This is a genomic window from Thiomonas arsenitoxydans, from assembly GCF_000253115.1.
Taxonomy (GTDB): Bacteria; Pseudomonadota; Gammaproteobacteria; order Burkholderiales; family Burkholderiaceae_C; genus Thiomonas; species Thiomonas arsenitoxydans.
This window is the reverse complement of sequence record NC_014145.1, coordinates 1,912,328-1,927,850: the sequence shown is the minus strand read 5'-3', so window position 1 is coordinate 1,927,850 and position 15,523 is coordinate 1,912,328. Positions and strand designations below refer to the sequence as shown.

Below are 15,523 nucleotides of genomic sequence, written 5' to 3'. Positions count from 1 at the left end.
CTCAGGGGTTGGGGAACCACAGTTGCAGATCCAGCAGCGTGCGCCGCAGCCGGGTGTCGTGTTCGAACAAGCTTTGGCGCGAGACGGCCGCGCCGCCGAAGGCTGCCGTCAAGGCGTCGTGCGCGGCCTGCGCAAGCGCGTTGGCCTGCGCGCGCGTGGCGGCATAGACGTCGATCTGGTAGCGAGATGGCACCAGGGAACTCTCACCGCCCAGGGTGTAGGCATCCGGCGGCAGCGCGATCTCGGCATAGACGAGGTACGGGGCCACGTCGCCTTCTTCGGCCGCGTCGGGGCGGATGGGCAGACCTGAGAGCGCGGCGATCGATCGAAGGGTCTGCGCCACCAGCGGATCGTGATTCACGGCGTGTAATGCAGCTTGCTGCTGGCTTTGGCGATGTTGCCTCGGCAGACAGCCACGAAGCGATCGAGTGCGGCCTGCTTGGCACTCTCGAACGCCGGGCGCATGAAGGGGCGCATGTCCATCTTGCTCGTGCCGAACTCGATGAAACGCCAGAAGTACGCCTGCTGCTGGTCACGGAAAGTGACGAGGGTCTGGGCGCTGTGCTTGCTGTGGCGCACCTTCTTGCGCACGATTTGCTGGCGCAGCCAGCCCGGCGTGGCCATGCCACCGCCGTGCAGCCTGTAGGCGTCGTGGGCGAGCGGTACCTTGGCGCGGGCCTCCTTGACGATCGGCAGGGCCGCCGCGGTCAGCGCCCCCTGCAGCGCGCGCCCGCCGATCTTGGGGCCGAGCGCGAGCAGTTCGGCTTCGAGAGCCTGCAATCCTTCCACCTGAAATTCGATCATGTTCCGGGATCCACGGTGCCCTTGCTGCACAGCAAGGCCAGTTCCACATTCACGGCGTCCATGCGCAGCACGGCCAGGACGGTATAGACGTCCGCGCCGAACACGACGCGCATGCCCGGGGCGAGCGCGGCCCGGTAGCGCAGGAAAATGCGGCTCGTCACCTCGCCGTGTACTTGCTGTGCCGCCAGCAGTTCGCGCCCCGATAGGTCTTCGACCATCGCGCTGATGCCCGTGAGCAGCGGTTGCCACGCGGAGGGGCCCGATTGCCCCAGCGCATCCTCGGCGCCCGGCGTGCGCGCGAGGATGCTGATGCGGTGCCGATACGTGCCGGCGGCGACGATGCCCGAGCTCAAGGTCATTCAGAACCTCGGCGGCACGGTCAGGGGCTCGAGCAGCGACTGCATGTAGTCGGGCGGAAGCTCCTCGAAGCCCGAGCCGCGCAGCTTGAGCATGAACATCTCGCGCTGGGCATAGGCCCAGGCGCAGGCCATCAGAATCCAGATGCGCACGCTCGGATAGCGGCTCACAAAATCCTCTGGCGCGAACCCCGCCAGATACGTGATCTCCACCGCGCGCTCGGACCGCCCGGTCTGCGGCCACACCCCGTGCATCGCCGCGCCCGGCTGGGCGTAGGGTGCCTTGCGCGTCCATGCGGGCACGCTCAAGGGCGCCAGCAGCAGTTCGCGCCCGCGGTTCACCGTGTCGAGCGTCGACGGATCGAGGCTGAGCCGCTGGTTCTCGGCCAGCGGGTCGGCGTAGGTGATGGCCTGCACGCTCTGGATGCCTGCGTGCGCCAGGACCAGGGGACGGCCGAACGGCGGGAAGCCGTCCATCGTCTGCAGATAGATCGCCTGCCGGATCGCAGCGCCCGTGCGCACCTCGGCCTGGGCACGGGCGCCGGCGATGATGCCCTGGATCAGTGCGTCGTCGGCCGTGAGGTCGGCGTCGATGCGCGCCTGTGCCTTGACCTCGGCGAGCAGCACCGGCTCGCCCTGGAAGGGGTCACCGGGTGCCGCGGGCTGTACGGACAGCAGCAGAGCCATACCGAATTACTTCTGCGGCGCGGGCGCCTTGCCCTTCGGGAGCACGTCCTGGGCGACGGGCGCGTCGGTGGCTTCGGCGAACTTGCGCTGGATCAGCGTGTCGGCCAGATCGTCGGCGAACGCGGCCACGTCGTCCTTGCGATAGCCGTTCCACCACTTCAGGAAGCGGATGTCCTTCATGTCGGGAGTCCTTGCAAACATTGCACAGTGGGCGCAGCGTGGGTACGCCCGTCAGGTTCAGCGGTACCAAGTCACACCCTGCAGCACGGCAATCGCCTGGGGGTGACGCGGACCGAAGTCGTTTTCGGTCAGCAGCCGGATGAGCGTGAGATCGCGCTGGAAGGCGCTGACGCTCGTGCCGCTGGTCGGGTCGGTGTAGGCGCCGTCCTGGCTGATGGCCACCGACAGGTTCAGTGACTCGCCGATGACCATCTGCGCGAAGTCCACGAAGTAGATCTCCGAGCAGTTGCCCCCGCCGTTGGGCGTGGACAGGTTGGTCGGGATCTGCGTGGTCTGCGCGAACGGGTATCCCCGGAACATCCCCTGGTCGATCTCGGGGAAGACGCGGTTGCCGGTGGTGGTGAGCAGGTCGCGCAGGAACTGCACCGAGTCCGGGTGCATGAGCCAGCCGGGTTTGCGCATGCGCACGTTGGCGCGGCGCAGCGCCAGCACCATGCGTCCGGCATCGGTCATGATGGCCTGCGCCAGTGCCTGGCCCGCAAGCGGCGCCGCAGGCGGCGTGGCCCAGGTGGTGCCGGCGGGGGCCGCACCCGGCGTGCCGGAGGCCGGCTCGATGGGGGTGGCCGACAGGACATTGGCCGGCAGGCACCAGTTGCGCAGGCCCACCGGCGTGGCGTTGGTGCCGTCGCCGCGAATGAAGGCCGCGTCCTCGGCCGTGGCCATCGAGATCGCGGTGTCCTCGACGATGAGCTGGTCCACGCGCTCGTCGATGCCGGCGAAGCGGATGAGGTCATTGCCGATGGGCACGAGACACGCCAGCTTCTTGGCCACGAGTTGCACGTCGTCGAAGCTCTGTTGCGACACCGGCGCGTCGCTGTCGCGCCCGATGTAGCCGGCCAGCGCCCCGCCGGCGATGCGCGGCATGGTCAGGTTGCCGTTGGTCAGCGGCAGGGTCAGCGGCCCCATGGAGCGCACCACCGCGTTGGGCACCAGGCGCTCGATGACGGTGGCCGCCAGTACGTTGGGGATCAGCACCGCGCCGCCGGACGCCGTGACCGAGGAGAGGGCTGCGGCCACCTCCACACCGATGCCGTCGCGGCTCATGGCGCGCTGGGCGAACTCGGCACCGGCAGCGAGGTTCCCCGGGGCGTGCTTGAGCGCACCGATGATCCCGGAGAACACGCTCATGTTGCGCCGCGTGCGCTCGGCGGGGTCGCGGGGCCGGGCGTAGACGATCGGCTCGCCGGCCTGGCCGACAGCAGCGTGCTGGCCCTGCACGTTGGACGCCAGACGATCGACGGCCACGGCGTCGAGCTTGCCCTGCTCGAGCACATCGACGGGCGCGGCGGCGGCCATGGCGAGGGTGCGCGACATCGCTTGCGCGCCCTCGAGCACGGCCAGGCGCCGACCCAGCGCCTCGAAAGCCGGCGTGATGGCGTCGAACTCTACCTGCTCGGCTTCGATGAGCGGTGCGGCCTGCGCCTTGTCGGCCAGTTCCTTCGCGCGTTGACTCAAAGCGGCGCGTTCGCTTTTCAGGGTCTGGATGGCATCCATGGGAATTTCCTGTAGGTTCCACAAACGAATCCGCCCGCGCGAGGCGGGCGGCAAGATCTGAAGCGCGAACGCGGTTCAGGGTCGGGGAGATGGCCTCCAGATCCTGGAGGCCATCGTGTTCGGTTCAAAGGCGCGCGGCGATCTCCAGCGCCTGCGCGCGTAGCGTCATGGCCTGGCGGCGCTGGGTCTGCTGCCGCTGCTGCGCCGCACCGGCCTGCACCAGACCGGCCAGTCTGTCGATTGCCTCTTGCGGCGTCTCCATCTGATCGGCCAGCCCTTGCGAGAGCGCGTCCGCACCGTGAAACACACCGGCCTGCAGGCCTACGACCCGATCAGCCGGCAGATTGCGGTGGGTCGAGACAGCGGCCACGAATTGGTCGAAGGCATCGTCCACTTGCGCTTGCAATTCCTGCTGCGCCACCTCCGACAGCGGCGCGTGCGATGCCCCGTGGAGCTTCTTGTCGCCTCGGTAGACGGCCGTGATCTTCACGCCCGCCTTGTCGTTGGCGCCCGATAGATCGCGGTGCATCGCCACCACCCCCACGGACCCCACTGCGCCGGTGGAGCTGACGCTCACGCTGTCGCAGGCCGATGCCAGCAGGTAGGCCGCCGATAAGGCGTTGAAGTTGACGATGGCCGTGGTGGGCTTGGTCGCCTGGGCGATCTTGCCCGCCAGTTCGAAAGCGCCTTGGACCGAACCCCCCGGCGAGTCGATGTCCAGGGCGATTTGCCGCACCTCAGGGTCAGCCAGCGCCGCGTCCAATTGCGCGCCGATCCGGTCGTAGCTGGACGTGCCCATGCAGGCGGTCATCGTGTTGCCGCGAGGAACGAGCGCGCCATGCACCGGGATGACAGCCACCCCTGCGGCCTTGATGGCGTCAGGCGCGAGCACCTTGGTCTGCGCCGCGCTCGCCTCGACGGACAACCGCTCGCGGCCTTCGATCAAGATGGCGCGCGCCCACTCGTCGGCCAGGTCAGCCAGAGCGGGCGTGGCCATCAGCGGCTGGTTGTAGATCAGTCCGCGCAGATAGGGGTAAGCGTCATGCATCTTGGGTCTCCGTCATGTCGTGCAGCGTCCTCGGCGCCGTGGTCGAGGGGGCACCCGGCGTCTTGGCCGGCGCCGGCGCCGGGGCCGGCTGCGTCGCGTCGGCCATGTTCAGCGGTTGCAAGTAGGCGTCGCCGCGCTCGATGGATGGCATCCCTTCAGCGCGGCGAATGTCGTTGATCGACAGCCATCCCCACTGCCGACCCATGGCGTAGGCGGCGTAGCGCGAGGACAAATCCCCGCGCAGCAGCTCACGCACGTCCAGGCGAATGACGATGCCGGCCTCGCGCTCCTGAGGCAGGAGGAGGTCACGCTCCATCGCCTCCTCGTGGCGCTTGATCCAGGACATGAGCGTGTGGGTGAGGAACTCGAGCGACTGCTGCTCGATGTTGGCGTTCGTCGCCCGGTTCAGGTCGCCGAGCATGTGCGGCGGGATGCCGTAGATGCGCGCGATGTCGCCGGCCGAATAGCGCCGTTGCTCGATCAACTGCGCATCGGCGTTGCTCATGGACAGCGGCGTGAACGCCATGCCCTCCTGCAGCAGCGCCACGCGCCCGGCGTTGTCTGCCCCGGAGTACTTCTCCTCCCAATTGCGGGTGATGCGCTCGATCATCGCCGGATCCTTGATCGGCGGCGCGGTCGCGGGCCGGGTGAGCGTGCCGGTCAGATTCGTGCCATTGCCGAACACGCGTCCCGTGTGGCGTTCCCCCGCCATCGCCACCCCGATGGCCTCGCGGTGCAGCGCGATCGGCGACAGCCCCGTGTAAGCGTTGTCGGAGATCCAGCGTACATGGTGGATGTCGCCCATGGCGTACATCCCCTCGATGCCGTCCGGCGCGCGCAGGATGCGGTAGTACGGCAGGCGGTCGATGGGGCTCACGTACACGATGACCCGGTCTGAGTTGATCGGGTAGAGGCTCTTGATCGTGCCGTCAGGGTTGCGGAACTTGAGCGCGAAGGCGTTGCCGCGCAAGCCCAGTTGCGTCTGCAAGAATTCGCGGAACTGGTACGGGGTTTGGAAGGCATTGGGCGCGGTGCGCAGGATCGGCAGTAGCGGATGATCCGCAAGGGGTTCCTTCGATCCATCCGGCGCGTGCCGAAAAATTCCCGCCGGTAGCTTGGCCACCGACTCGGCAAGGAGGGTGACGGCGCGCTGCACAGCGGTCAGCGCCAGCGCCGTCTGCGGCGTGACCGTGGCGCCGGTGGCCGCGCGCCCGTAGCCCGAGCCCAGGAAGGCCCCCAGCCAGCCGCCGCCCGTCCCGCTGGCCGGGTTGCCGCTGCCGGGAAACAGAATGTCGGAGAACCACATCAGGGCTTGCCGCGCTCGAGCGCCACGTTGCGCGCCAGGGCGGCGCTGGCCAGCAGCGCCAGCGCTCCGGCGAGGATCATGCCAGCGCGCCAGTCGAGGCAGGTCACGCCGGCCACGAGCAGCGCGGCGCCCGCCAGCGCCAGCAGACCGGCACGCACGTCGGCGCGGCGCAGCCGCTCGGTCTTGTCCTGCGTGGTTTCCATCAGATGCCCACTCCCTCGTCGTAAATCGATGTGCCCTGCGTCACGGGCGTGCCTAGCATCGCGCGCGACAACGCCATGATCAGCGCCACAACGGCGTCGATCTTGTTCTCTGGGCGTTCCTTGCGCGGATAGATGTTGTCCTTGGCGTCCAGGCGCGCCACCACGTTGGAGGCCATCCAGGCCAGCACCGGATCCCCGTCGTGCGTCAGACGGTTGCTCAGCACCAGCGCCTGCAGTGCCTTCATCGGCTCGGAGAAATTCAACACCGTGGGCCGCACCTCGATCATCGGCAGTCCTTCGGCCAGCATGTGCGAGGACAGTTGCGTGGCCTGGAATGGATCGAACGCCACCGCCTGCACCGCGAAGCGCGCCGCGATGTCCCGCAGGTCCGCCTCGATGGTGTCGAAATCGGTGACGTTGCCTGGGGTCTCGATCAACCGCCCGGAGCGCGCCCAGCCGGCATACTGGCTGTTGGTCGCACCCTGCACCGCGTCCTCAGGCAGGTAGTGCCTGGAAAACACGGCAAAACCGTCCGCGCCATGCCGGAACACCAGCACGAGCGCGGCGATGTCCACCTTGCTGGCCAGATCCAGCCCGATCCAGCAGGGTTGTCCCTCGAAGGCATCCAGATCCAAACCGGTATCGGCGCAGGCATCCCAGGCGCGCATGTCCATCCAGGGACTGTCGGCGCTGACCCACACGTTCAGGTGCTTGGTCTGGAACGCGGCCGCCGCGGAGGGCAGTTGTAGCGCTTTGGCCTGCAGCGACAGCACTGCGTCAGCATCGATCGACACGCCCCAGTTTGGGTTGGCCTTGATCAGTGCGTTCTCGTGCGTCCAGTCGTCACCCTCGTCCAGGCCGTGGATGATGCCGAACTGCCGCTCGTCCTCCATCACGCCGTCGAGGATCCTGGTCACGCCCGTTCGAACCTCGTAACAGATGCCCGCGCGGTCGCTGCCCGCCGTGGTGATGACCCACAGCAGGGAGTTGTCGCGCTTGCCGGTGGCCGTCTCCACCACGTCGTAGACCGTGCGGGTCTTGTGGGCGTGCAATTCGTCCACGCAGCCGAAGTGGATGTTCAGGCCGTCCAGGGTCGAGCCTTCTGCCGACAGGGGCTCGAAGCGCGACGCGCTGCTCAAGACATGCAGGTTGTGCGCGCCGATGCCCACGCCGAAGCGCCGGCAAAAACCTGGACTGCGGCGGGCCATGGTCTGCGCCACGCCGAAGACGATGCGCGCCTGGTCTCGGGTGGTGGCCAAGCTGTACACCTCGGCTCCCATCTCGCCGTCCACCGCCAGCATGTACAGCGCCAGCGCCGAGGACAACGCGCTCTTGCCGTTGCCCCGCGGCACCTCGATGTAGGCGCGCCGAAAGCGCCGCCGTCCCGCCGCGTTCACCCAGCCAAACACTGTGGTCAGGATGAAAACCTGCCAGGGGGCGAGTGCGATCGGATGGCCCGCCAGGGGTCCCTTGATGTGCGGCAGCCGCTCGATGAGGCTGCACACGCGCTCGGCGGGACGAAACGTGCGCCCGGCCGCGTCCTCGAGCGGCGGGTTGAAGCGATACGGCGCCTGCGCGCCGGACCAGCGCCCCAGGTCATCGAGTTGGCGCTGGCAGGCCCGGCGCACCCAGTGGCACGCGGGGACTTTGCCGGCCACGACGGACTGGGCGTAGTGGTGGGCCTTGGCGGCGTAGCTCTTCGAGGTGTGTACATCCGTGTGTTTACAACGAGGCGGATGTGTCATAGTATGTACATGTACATCCATCGGAGGCCGAGCATGGCTATCACCAAGATCTTCAAAAACGGCAATTCGCAGGCGGTGCGCATCCCGGCGGAGCTGGCTTACAGCTCGACCGATCTTGATCTCATCATCGAGCGGCACGGCGACGAGTTGCGCATCTATCCCGCGCAACGGCGCCTGGGGGACGTGCTGGGCAAGCTGGCCCGGTTCTCACCAGACTTCACGGTGCCGGGGCGCGGGGAGCAGGAACAAGCCGAGCGCGAGGCGCTATGAGCCCGAAGTACATGCTCGACACCAACATCTGCATCTACCTGATGAAGCGCCAGCCGGTTCAAGTTGCGCAGCGCTTCGCACAGTGTTTCGTCGGCGATATCGTGATCTCGGCGATCACGCTGGCCGAACTGGAGTACGGCGTGGCGTGTTCCGGGGCAGCGCGTGAGCAAAATCGTGAGGCGCTGACAACGTTCGTCGAGGACGTCCCCGTTGCGCCCTTCGACATTCGATCGGCGCAAAGCTATGGGCCGATCCGCCTGGCCACGCGCGAGCGAAACCGCGACGCTCTGGACAAGCTGATCGCAGCGCACGCCGTTGCGCTGGGCACGGTGCTGGTCACCAACAACACCGCAGACTTCCAGGCCTATCCGGGCCTGGCGGTGGAGAACTGGGTCAACAACCACTGATCGAAGTGTGGCTCGGCGCATCGAGGCGGGCGCCGCGCCGTGCGTCAGAAGTCCGCCCACGGGTCGTCGAGCTTGGGGGCCGGCGCCTGGGGTACTTGCACCCGCGCGCGGGAGACCGGCGTGAACCCGAGCTCCGCCTCGCACTCCTTGAGCGAGCGCGACAACTCCATCTGCAACTCGAACAGTATCGAGCGTGCGGGCATGCCGTGGCGATCCTTGGTCAGCAGGCCGCCGACACCGCGCTTGGCGATCTCGCGCACGACGTCGCGGTACTGCGCCAGCAGCTCGCAGTAGCGCTCCAGCAGGGCGGCGTTGTTGGCGTGCAGGACCCCCGGCGGCGTGCTGCCGACGAGGTAGCGCCAGAGGTCGGCGGCCGCCTCGCGCATTTCCAGCGGCGGATCCGACAGCATTGCGGCCGCTTGCGGCTCAGCGGCGTTGGTACGCGACTTGCGCAGCGTGCCCTTGACGGCTTTGACGGCGGTCGGCAGGGGTTTGCGCCCGGCGCCGGTGCGCGCCCCCCCGGAGCGCCCGGGCTTACCGGCCACGGGCGGGCTCCATTTGAAAAAACACAATCATTTGAATTTGGCTGCGCAAAAATTTGCCCTGGCGCGCGGATCGCCGCGTGCTGTTGCGGAAGTTTGCGCCCCCCCCTTACCCTTGGCGAGATTCCGACGGCCTTGACGGACGACAGCAATGAACGACGACGCTCAAAACATCTTCACCGATCCGCCCGATAGACTCGGTGAGGAGGAGTTCTACTTCGGCACGTTCGCCCCCGGCATGGGAAGCATGGTCAACGTCGAAGTCGCACGGGCCTTTGCAGAAGCCGCTGATCGACTGATGGAAGCGGCTGCGGCGCAGCAAGAGTCATGGGAGGCGGCATACCCGATCCTGTTTTGCTATCGGCATGCGCTCGAGCTGTATCTGAAGTCCTTGCTGCCCGATCGGGCACAGGGACATCGGCGGAACGATCTCGTTCAGTCGCTCAAGCCCTATCTAGAAAGTCGTTATCCCGCGGACCAGGTGGTGTGGCTGACCGAACGCATTGCCGAGTTCGATCGAATCGACCCCAAGTCCACGGTTTTCCGCTATCCCGACGGACCGGCAACTTCATACAAGAACGGCGAGGAACCGTCGCCCGAGACCTGGGTCGATTTCCGCCGCCTGCAGCGAGTGACCAAGAGGATATTCAAAGCACTTGAGTGGGTGCGCCTGCATCGGATGGGCACAGGGGATCTCCACAAATAGTGCCGCGGCGGGTAGCCGCGCGTCGCTTTAGATCGATCTCCCTTGCCACGACCCAGCGATCTCTCTACCCCCGGGGGCGACGGCCGTTGCCGAAGCCGCCGTCCTCGCGCGCCGTCTTGCGGTTGTGGCACGCCGCGCACAGCGGCTGCAGGTTGCCCGTGGCGTTGTGGCCGGGGTCGTTGTCAATGTGATCGACGACCGTGGCGGCGCGCCACAGTCCTTGCGTCGCGCAATGCCGGCACAGCGGCTCGGCGCGTAGCACCTGCTCGCGTAGGGCGCGCCAGGCCGCGCCGTTGGTGGGCAGCGCGCGGCGTTGCTGGCGACGGCGGGCCTGCGCGTTGCCATCCCATTGGCGTCGGTCAGACTGGTGCGCATCGCAATAGCCAGGTGCGCTGACCAGCGCGGCGCAGCCGGGGTGGCGGCAGGGAGTCTGGGCGCGCACGGGCATGAATCGTTCGGTATCTGTTGTGTGCAGCAGCCAGGCTTGGCTTGTGGGCGCGACAGCGCGGTAATGGCATCACCATCCACCAAGCACGGAGTCCACCATGAGTGTTCAACTCACCCCCGCCCAGCACGCCATCCTCGCCTACGCCATCGAACACACTGGCGGCAAGATCGTCTGGTTTCCCGACAACATCAAGGGCGGTGCCCGCAAGAAGGTGCTCGACGGCCTGTTCAACCGCGCGCTGATCACAACCGACGGCACCGATTGGTCCGTCGCCGCCGAGGGCTTTGATGCGATGGGTCACGCCCGTCCCGCGCCTGCGCCCGAGGACGCAGACCCCGAGATAGAGGCCGCCGTGACGGCCGCAGAGGCGTCCTGGGCCAAGGACGGTGCCAAAGACGCCACCACCGAGCAGCCCAAGCCGCGCACCCGTGAGAACAGCAAGCAGGCCGAAGTCATCCGGATGCTGCAGCGCGCCGAGGGCGCCACCATCCCGCAGATCTGCGAGGCCACCGGTTGGCAAGCACACACGGTGCGCGGCACCTTTGCGGGCGCCCTGAAAAAGAAGCTCGGCCTGACCATCGTCTCGGACAAGCCTCAGGGCGGCGAGCGGGTGTACCGCGTCGCCTGATCACAAAGATCGAGAAAGAGGCCAAGCGGTGCTTGGCTTCTCAATCGAACAGCGCGTTACTACGGACGTCGCAACATCAACACGAAGGAGCCCGAGATGACCAGCACCACGATCCCCGTCACCCAGAACGAAGCCTGGGGCTATTGGGGAACGATGAACGAACACGCCAACGCCGCGTGGCCCCTGGCGATGAACGCCGTCTCGGACGCCACCGGCCAGCCGCTGGACTCGGTGCGGATCTTCCTCGACAGCCGCCATGGTCGCCACTTCGCCGACGAGGTGCAGAACGGACTGTTTCGTGGTCTGCCCCTGGCGGATGCGATCAACGCCGCCACACAGCAGTGGATGGGCTGGAAGATCGGACGCCAGACCAGCAAGGACTACGGCATCCCGCGCGGTCTGCCTTACCTGACTGGGTTCGTGATTCACTGCGAAATCATCGACGAGTCGCTTGCCGCCTGATCGAACGCCACGCCATCTGCCTCTCGGGTGGCCTGCTTGCCTGTCCAATCCTGCCAGCGGCGCACGATCACATCGGCGTACTTCGGATCGAGTTCGATCAGCCGCGCCAGCCGCCCAGACTTCTCGGCCGCAATCAGCGTCGTGCCGGAGCCGCCGAAGGGGTCGAGGACCACGTTGCCGGGGCGACTCGAATTGCGAATCGCGCGCTCGACCAACTCCACCGGCTTCATCGTCGGATGCAGGTCGTTCTTCTGTGGTTTTTTGATGTTCCAGACGTCGCCTTGGTCGCGGTCGCCGCACCAGTGGCGCTGCGAGCCCTCGGGCCATCCGTAGAGGATCGGCTCGTACTGGCGCTGGTAGTCGGCACGGCCCAGCGTGAAGGTGTTCTTGGCCCAGATGATGAACGTCGACCACTTGCCGCCCGCCGCACGGAAGGCAGACTGCAACACATCCAGTTCGCTAGATGACATCGCCACGTAGATGCCACCCCGGCAATGCGCGATGGTTGGCGTCAGCGCCGCCAGCAGGAAGTCATAGAAGCCGTCGCCCAGATTGTCATTCAGGATCGCACGCTCTTTGCCGCGCATCTTGTCGCGGGCAGAGTTGGCGTAGTTCACGTTGTACGGCGGGTCGGTGAAGACCATGTCCACTGGCTCGCCGTCGAGCACCCTGTCGTAGCTCTCAGCCACGGTGGAGTCGCCGCACAGTAGCCGGTGGCCACCCAGCAACCAGACATCGCCAAGTCGTGACACCGGCGTCTCCGCCACGTCCGGGACTGCGTCGTCGTCGGTCTGCCCCTCGCCCTGCGGCTCATCGCCCGCCATCAGTTCGGCCAGCGCGATGGCGTCGAAGCCGGTGATCGACAGATCGAAGTCGGCATCCTGTAGGTCAGCCATTTCGATGCGCAGCAGCGCCTCGTCCCATCCGGCGCTTTCGGCGATACGGTTGTCTGCGATCACCAGGGCCCGGCGCTGCGTCGTGCTCAGGTGCTCGAGCACCACGACCGGCACCACCTCAAGGCCGAGCTTCTGGGCGGCCGCGAGCCGCCCGTGGCCGGCGATGATCACGCCGTCACTGCCGGCGAGGATAGGATTGGTGAAGCCGAACTCGACGATCGACGCGGCGATCTGCGCGACCTGCGCCTCCGAGTGCGTGCGTGCGTTGCGGGCGTACGGCACCAGCTTGGCCGTCGGCCACTGCTCGATCTTGTCGGCGAGCCAAGAACTCATTGCCCCGTCTCCCCGACGAACAACCGCTGCTTGGTCACCTCTGCAAAGCTCTGGCCCGTGGCCACGAGCGTGACTTCCTCTTGCGGGTGGTTCTGCAGGAACCGCCGGATCGCTACGTCGACGTACTCCGGCGCGATTTCCACGGCGCGGCAGGTGCGCCCCGTGCGCTCGGCCGCCAGCATGGTGCTGCCACTGCCGCCGAACGGCTCGAACACGATGTCGGCCTGATCTGTGAAGGCCTCGATCACGAACTCGGGCAGTACCACCGGGAAGACGGCCGGGTGATCGATGTCCTGCCCGATCTTTCCCTTGTGCCGCATGACGCGGATTACCGAATCGGGGATGCGGAAGTCTTGCGTCGGCTGTCCTGCGGCCGTCCAGCCGCCGACCTCACCGTCCTTGCCGCGCATCGCCGTCGAGGATCCGTCAGCGCGCAGATGCGTCTCCTGTCCCGCGAACTTGCAGGGGACGATCTTGTTCGGCTTGCGACTCTCGCGGTTGAAATGGAACACGAACTCAAAACTGGGCGCGAAGCGTCCCGACCAGTCACCGGGCATGCCCGGCCCTTGGTCCCAGACATACCACGCGAAGCGTCGCCAGCCGGTGGTGCGCATCCACTCGACCCAGGCATTCCAGTACGGGATGAACTCGTTGTCCCGATGGATCAGGCCGAGGTTGACCAGCACCTGTGCGTCGGCAGTCGTCGGCAGGTTGGCAAAGACGCCGCGCATGAGAGCGTCCCAGTCGGCAATGCCACCGCTGGTGTAGTCCCGCTGGTTGCCATAGGGTGGTGAGGTGAAGCACAGCTGGGCGCGCTCGCCCTCCATCAACGCTGCAACCACCGACGCATCGGTCGAGTCGCCGCAGATCAAGCGATGCCGTCCGATCGCCCACACGTCACCGACCTGACTCACCGGAACCTGTGGCGCTTCGGGCACGTCGTCTGCGGCGTCCGCATTGGACTCACTGGACTGCGCGCCGTCGTCCTCGGCTGCTCGGGCCAGGAAGGACTCGATCTCGCCATCGTCGAAGCCGGTCAGCGCCAGGTCATAGCCGGACTCGGAGAGTTCCGCCAACTCCAGCACCAGCAATTCTTCGTCCCACCCAGCATCAAGCGCCAGGCGGTTGTCGGAGATCACGTAGGCCTGCTTCTGCGCCGGCGTCAGGTGCGCCAGTTCAATGACCGGGACCTCGGTGAGACCTAGATTGCGCGCGGCGGCCAGACGCCCGTGTCCTGCAATGACGCCATTGGCACCGTCCACCAGCACCGGGTTGGTCCACCCGTACTCCACGATGCTTGCCGCGATCTTGGCGATCTGGGCATCGGTGTGGGTCCTCGGGTTCTTGGCGTAAGGGATCAGCGTCTCAACCTTGCGGTAGGCGACGTTGAGGATGTTCAGGATGTGGTCCTCGAAAAAGTGCGGTCCGCGCGGGAAAGGAGTGAGCCTATCCGTGCCACCAGGGGCATTGCACCGTGGAGTGAAAAAGCCCGCCGACGTGGTTGCCGTGGGCGGGCTCGGCGATCGGATCAGGGTGCAAACTGCAAACCTCGGTTTGCAGTTAGACGCGAGGCGAATACCGCGCTCTCGCCCCCCGCATTGCGCTTTCGGGAGGTAGGACTCGCCGAAATTTCTCCAAGCGCCGAGCTGAAAAAACGAAGGCCACGAATTCCTCCGTGGCCCTCACACGCGCAGTGCTCGCAAGATTACGGTGAATATTAGCCAAAACCCTTCGAAATGTTGCAGCCGCTTTCGAGGGCAAGAGCAGCATGCGCCAGCGCCTGTAATCACGAACTCACTGCGGCCTTCAATTTCCTCTGACTCCCCTCACGCACTCATGCTGCCACGGGCTTGGTCGCGCCGTTGAGCTGGGACACGACGATCGCCAAGGCGGCTTGCCAGCGGCGCCAGGCGGTCGTTCGATCACAGCCAAATCGGCAGCAGATCTCCTTCCACCGATAGCGCTCGGCGCGCATCCAGACGAGGTGGCGCTGCTCGACCTCCAACCAGAGCACCCATTGCATCGTCTCCAGCATGCGGTCGATGGCTGCCGGCTCTGGTGGGAAACGAATAATGGGCGGCTCTGCCCCGAGATTCTCCCAAGGCATGCGTTGGATGGCTGGCCAGCAGTTGAAGTAGCCCTGGACTCGGACGGGTGGCAGACGATGGGAGGTGCGTGCGGCCTCCCAAAAACGATCGGCGACGAGATCAACGGTCCATTCAGCCATGGCGACGCTCCTTGTCCCCGTACAGACGGTCGCCGATGCGGCGCAAGAATTCGCGCTCGGTCCAGTCGAGCCGCGCATCCTCCGGGGAGACGACGAGGATGTGCTGGTCGAGCCAGCCCTCGCGCTTGATCTCTTCGGGGTCCGGTCGAGGCTCTGCCACGAGCCGTCCCAGGGGGCTGCGGTACTGAGGTGTAGGGATCTTCATGTCACAGCTCCTGGGTCTCGATGGCCCAGTGCAGGATCGCCAGAGCATCGGCCTCGTTGTCGTCCGCAGGTGCATGGCCGCGGCAGCGCGCAGCAGCGACCATGTCGTCCTTGCTCGCATTGCCCCTCCCGGTGGCGTGCTTCTTGATCGTGCCGACCGGCACGCCCTGGTATGGGATCTGGTGGTGTTCGCACCAGGCGGTCAAATGGGCCATGAAGCCGCCATATGCGTGAGCGGCGTCCACACCGGCATGCCGACGAACCTCTTCAAAGAACACCGCGTTCAATCCATCGGCCGACTGCTTGACCTCCGTGATCCAACGTTTGAACCGCAGGTAGCGCATGCCTCCACCATCAAAGCGCTGGGGCTTGAAGAGCTCGGACCCGCTGGTGATGGCACCGTCACGACCGAGCAATGCCCAGCCAGTCTGGGTCCCGAGGTCCAAGGCCAGGATCGATGTGCCGCAGGCCGGATGACCGACACGTTCCCGGCCGCCGGACAAACCTCCACGTAGGG

Annotated in this window: 22 protein-coding genes; 5 read left to right on the top strand and 17 right to left on the bottom strand. The window is 66.4% G+C overall.

What is annotated here, in order from left to right:
* Position 1: 1 nt before the first annotated feature.
* The 10 genes from gp17 to THI_RS08930 all read right to left on the bottom strand — a co-directional run bounded on the left by gp17 (position 2) and on the right by THI_RS08930 (position 7,796).
* Complete coding sequence (gene gp17 / locus THI_RS08970; protein WP_013105939.1) at positions 2 to 361, bottom strand: tail completion protein gp17; 360 nt, start codon at positions 359 to 361, stop codon at positions 2 to 4.
* Positions 358 to 804 carry an HK97-gp10 family putative phage morphogenesis protein gene (locus tag THI_RS08965; RefSeq protein ID WP_013105938.1) on the bottom strand — a complete coding sequence of 149 codons (447 nt, stop codon included), beginning with the start codon at positions 802 to 804 and terminating at the stop codon, positions 358 to 360. Before THI_RS08965 ends, gp17 begins: the two co-directional genes overlap by 4 nt.
* Positions 801 to 1,163 (bottom strand): phage head closure protein, encoded by a 363-nt coding sequence (locus THI_RS08960; RefSeq protein ID WP_013105937.1) that lies wholly within the window; start codon positions 1,161 to 1,163, stop codon positions 801 to 803. Before THI_RS08960 ends, THI_RS08965 begins: the two co-directional genes overlap by 4 nt.
* Complete coding sequence (locus THI_RS08955; RefSeq protein WP_013105936.1) at positions 1,164 to 1,847, bottom strand: head-tail connector protein; 684 nt, start codon at positions 1,845 to 1,847, stop codon at positions 1,164 to 1,166.
* A 6-nt stretch (positions 1,848 to 1,853) separates the two neighbouring features.
* A complete protein-coding gene (locus tag THI_RS18815) occupies positions 1,854 to 2,027 on the bottom strand; it encodes a hypothetical protein (RefSeq protein ID WP_013105935.1) in 174 nt (57 codons plus the stop codon).
* Positions 2,028 to 2,084: 57 nt separating this feature from the next.
* Entirely contained in the window at positions 2,085 to 3,605 is a 1,521-nt protein-coding gene (locus THI_RS08950; RefSeq protein ID WP_141130557.1) for a phage major capsid protein, read from the bottom strand.
* 100 nt (positions 3,606 to 3,705) lie between these two features.
* Positions 3,706 to 4,629, bottom strand: a complete 924-nt coding sequence (locus THI_RS08945; protein WP_013105933.1) for a S49 family peptidase — start codon at positions 4,627 to 4,629, stop codon at positions 3,706 to 3,708.
* Positions 4,622 to 5,935, bottom strand: a complete 1,314-nt coding sequence (locus tag THI_RS08940; RefSeq protein ID WP_013105932.1) for a phage portal protein — start codon at positions 5,933 to 5,935, stop codon at positions 4,622 to 4,624. Before THI_RS08940 ends, THI_RS08945 begins: the two co-directional genes overlap by 8 nt.
* Positions 5,935 to 6,138, bottom strand: a complete 204-nt coding sequence (locus tag THI_RS08935; protein ID WP_013105931.1) for a hypothetical protein — start codon at positions 6,136 to 6,138, stop codon at positions 5,935 to 5,937. Before THI_RS08935 ends, THI_RS08940 begins: the two co-directional genes overlap by 1 nt.
* Positions 6,138 to 7,796 carry a terminase large subunit gene (locus THI_RS08930; protein ID WP_231836121.1) on the bottom strand — a complete coding sequence of 553 codons (1,659 nt, stop codon included), beginning with the start codon at positions 7,794 to 7,796 and terminating at the stop codon, positions 6,138 to 6,140. The genes THI_RS08935 and THI_RS08930 overlap by 1 nt, the downstream gene beginning before the upstream one ends.
* Positions 7,797 to 7,916: 120 nt before the next feature.
* On the opposite strand from THI_RS08930, the gene THI_RS08925 reads away from it, so the two are divergent.
* Positions 7,917 to 8,153, top strand: coding sequence for an antitoxin (locus THI_RS08925; RefSeq protein WP_013105929.1), 237 nt, complete (start codon positions 7,917 to 7,919; stop codon positions 8,151 to 8,153).
* A complete protein-coding gene (locus tag THI_RS08920) occupies positions 8,150 to 8,560 on the top strand; it encodes a type II toxin-antitoxin system VapC family toxin (RefSeq protein ID WP_013105928.1) in 411 nt (136 codons plus the stop codon). Before THI_RS08925 ends, THI_RS08920 begins: the two co-directional genes overlap by 4 nt.
* Before the next feature lie 44 nt (positions 8,561 to 8,604).
* Here the strand turns inward: THI_RS08920 and THI_RS08915 are convergent, their stop codons facing one another.
* Positions 8,605 to 9,132: a phage terminase small subunit P27 family gene (locus tag THI_RS08915; protein WP_041608965.1), complete on the bottom strand. Its 528-nt coding sequence runs from the start codon at positions 9,130 to 9,132 to the stop codon at positions 8,605 to 8,607.
* 121 nt (positions 9,133 to 9,253) lie between these two features.
* On the opposite strand from THI_RS08915, the gene THI_RS08910 reads away from it, so the two are divergent.
* Positions 9,254 to 9,808 (top strand): hypothetical protein, encoded by a 555-nt coding sequence (locus THI_RS08910; RefSeq protein ID WP_013105926.1) that lies wholly within the window; start codon positions 9,254 to 9,256, stop codon positions 9,806 to 9,808.
* A gap of 64 nt (positions 9,809 to 9,872) precedes the next feature.
* Here the strand turns inward: THI_RS08910 and THI_RS08905 are convergent, their stop codons facing one another.
* Positions 9,873 to 10,256: an HNH endonuclease gene (locus THI_RS08905; RefSeq protein ID WP_013105925.1), complete on the bottom strand. Its 384-nt coding sequence runs from the start codon at positions 10,254 to 10,256 to the stop codon at positions 9,873 to 9,875.
* Between the two features lie 97 nt (positions 10,257 to 10,353).
* Between THI_RS08905 and THI_RS08900 the strand changes: the two genes are divergently transcribed.
* Positions 10,354 to 10,884, top strand: coding sequence for a DUF3489 domain-containing protein (locus THI_RS08900; RefSeq protein WP_013105924.1), 531 nt, complete (start codon positions 10,354 to 10,356; stop codon positions 10,882 to 10,884).
* Between the two features lie 96 nt (positions 10,885 to 10,980).
* Positions 10,981 to 11,346 carry a hypothetical protein gene (locus tag THI_RS08895; RefSeq protein WP_013105923.1) on the top strand — a complete coding sequence of 122 codons (366 nt, stop codon included), beginning with the start codon at positions 10,981 to 10,983 and terminating at the stop codon, positions 11,344 to 11,346.
* On the opposite strand, the gene THI_RS08890 is transcribed toward THI_RS08895, so the two are convergent.
* The 5 genes from THI_RS08890 to THI_RS08870 all read right to left on the bottom strand — a co-directional run bounded on the left by THI_RS08890 (position 11,310) and on the right by THI_RS08870 (position 15,509).
* Positions 11,310 to 12,575, bottom strand: a complete 1,266-nt coding sequence (locus THI_RS08890; protein ID WP_013105922.1) for a site-specific DNA-methyltransferase — start codon at positions 12,573 to 12,575, stop codon at positions 11,310 to 11,312. The genes THI_RS08895 and THI_RS08890 overlap by 37 nt on opposite strands.
* A complete protein-coding gene (locus tag THI_RS08885; protein ID WP_041608964.1) occupies positions 12,572 to 13,975 on the bottom strand; it encodes a site-specific DNA-methyltransferase in 1,404 nt (467 codons plus the stop codon). The genes THI_RS08890 and THI_RS08885 overlap by 4 nt, the downstream gene beginning before the upstream one ends.
* A gap of 434 nt (positions 13,976 to 14,409) precedes the next feature.
* The gene (locus tag THI_RS08880) at positions 14,410 to 14,802 is read right to left on the bottom strand and encodes a DUF6362 family protein (protein WP_013105920.1); all 393 of its coding nucleotides are present in this window, start codon (positions 14,800 to 14,802) and stop codon (positions 14,410 to 14,412) included.
* Positions 14,795 to 14,962, bottom strand: a complete 168-nt coding sequence (locus tag THI_RS08875; RefSeq protein WP_407830054.1) for a hypothetical protein — start codon at positions 14,960 to 14,962, stop codon at positions 14,795 to 14,797. Before THI_RS08875 ends, THI_RS08880 begins: the two co-directional genes overlap by 8 nt.
* Before the next feature lie 46 nt (positions 14,963 to 15,008).
* Positions 15,009 to 15,509 (bottom strand): crossover junction endodeoxyribonuclease RuvC, encoded by a 501-nt coding sequence (locus THI_RS08870; protein WP_013105918.1) that lies wholly within the window; start codon positions 15,507 to 15,509, stop codon positions 15,009 to 15,011.
* Between the last annotated feature and the right edge of the window lie 14 nt (positions 15,510 to 15,523).

Coding starts and splice junctions, on each gene's coding strand:
- THI_RS08965 (WP_013105938.1), bottom strand. CDS start 804: ATGATCGAATTTCAGGTGGAAGGATTGCAGGCTCTCGAAGCCGAACTG.
- THI_RS08960 (WP_013105937.1), bottom strand. CDS start 1,163: ATGACCTTGAGCTCGGGCATCGTCGCCGCCGGCACGTATCGGCACCGC.
- THI_RS08955 (WP_013105936.1), bottom strand. CDS start 1,847: ATGGCTCTGCTGCTGTCCGTACAGCCCGCGGCACCCGGTGACCCCTTC.
- THI_RS18815 (WP_013105935.1), bottom strand. CDS start 2,027: ATGAAGGACATCCGCTTCCTGAAGTGGTGGAACGGCTATCGCAAGGAC.
- THI_RS08945 (WP_013105933.1), bottom strand. CDS start 4,629: ATGCATGACGCTTACCCCTATCTGCGCGGACTGATCTACAACCAGCCG.
- THI_RS08940 (WP_013105932.1), bottom strand. CDS start 5,935: ATGTGGTTCTCCGACATTCTGTTTCCCGGCAGCGGCAACCCGGCCAGC.
- THI_RS08935 (WP_013105931.1), bottom strand. CDS start 6,138: ATGGAAACCACGCAGGACAAGACCGAGCGGCTGCGCCGCGCCGACGTG.
- THI_RS08925 (WP_013105929.1), top strand. CDS start 7,917: ATGGCTATCACCAAGATCTTCAAAAACGGCAATTCGCAGGCGGTGCGC.
- THI_RS08920 (WP_013105928.1), top strand. CDS start 8,150: ATGAGCCCGAAGTACATGCTCGACACCAACATCTGCATCTACCTGATG.
- THI_RS08910 (WP_013105926.1), top strand. CDS start 9,254: ATGAACGACGACGCTCAAAACATCTTCACCGATCCGCCCGATAGACTC.
- THI_RS08905 (WP_013105925.1), bottom strand. CDS start 10,256: ATGCCCGTGCGCGCCCAGACTCCCTGCCGCCACCCCGGCTGCGCCGCG.
- THI_RS08900 (WP_013105924.1), top strand. CDS start 10,354: ATGAGTGTTCAACTCACCCCCGCCCAGCACGCCATCCTCGCCTACGCC.
- THI_RS08895 (WP_013105923.1), top strand. CDS start 10,981: ATGACCAGCACCACGATCCCCGTCACCCAGAACGAAGCCTGGGGCTAT.
- THI_RS08890 (WP_013105922.1), bottom strand. CDS start 12,575: ATGAGTTCTTGGCTCGCCGACAAGATCGAGCAGTGGCCGACGGCCAAG.
- THI_RS08880 (WP_013105920.1), bottom strand. CDS start 14,802: ATGGCTGAATGGACCGTTGATCTCGTCGCCGATCGTTTTTGGGAGGCC.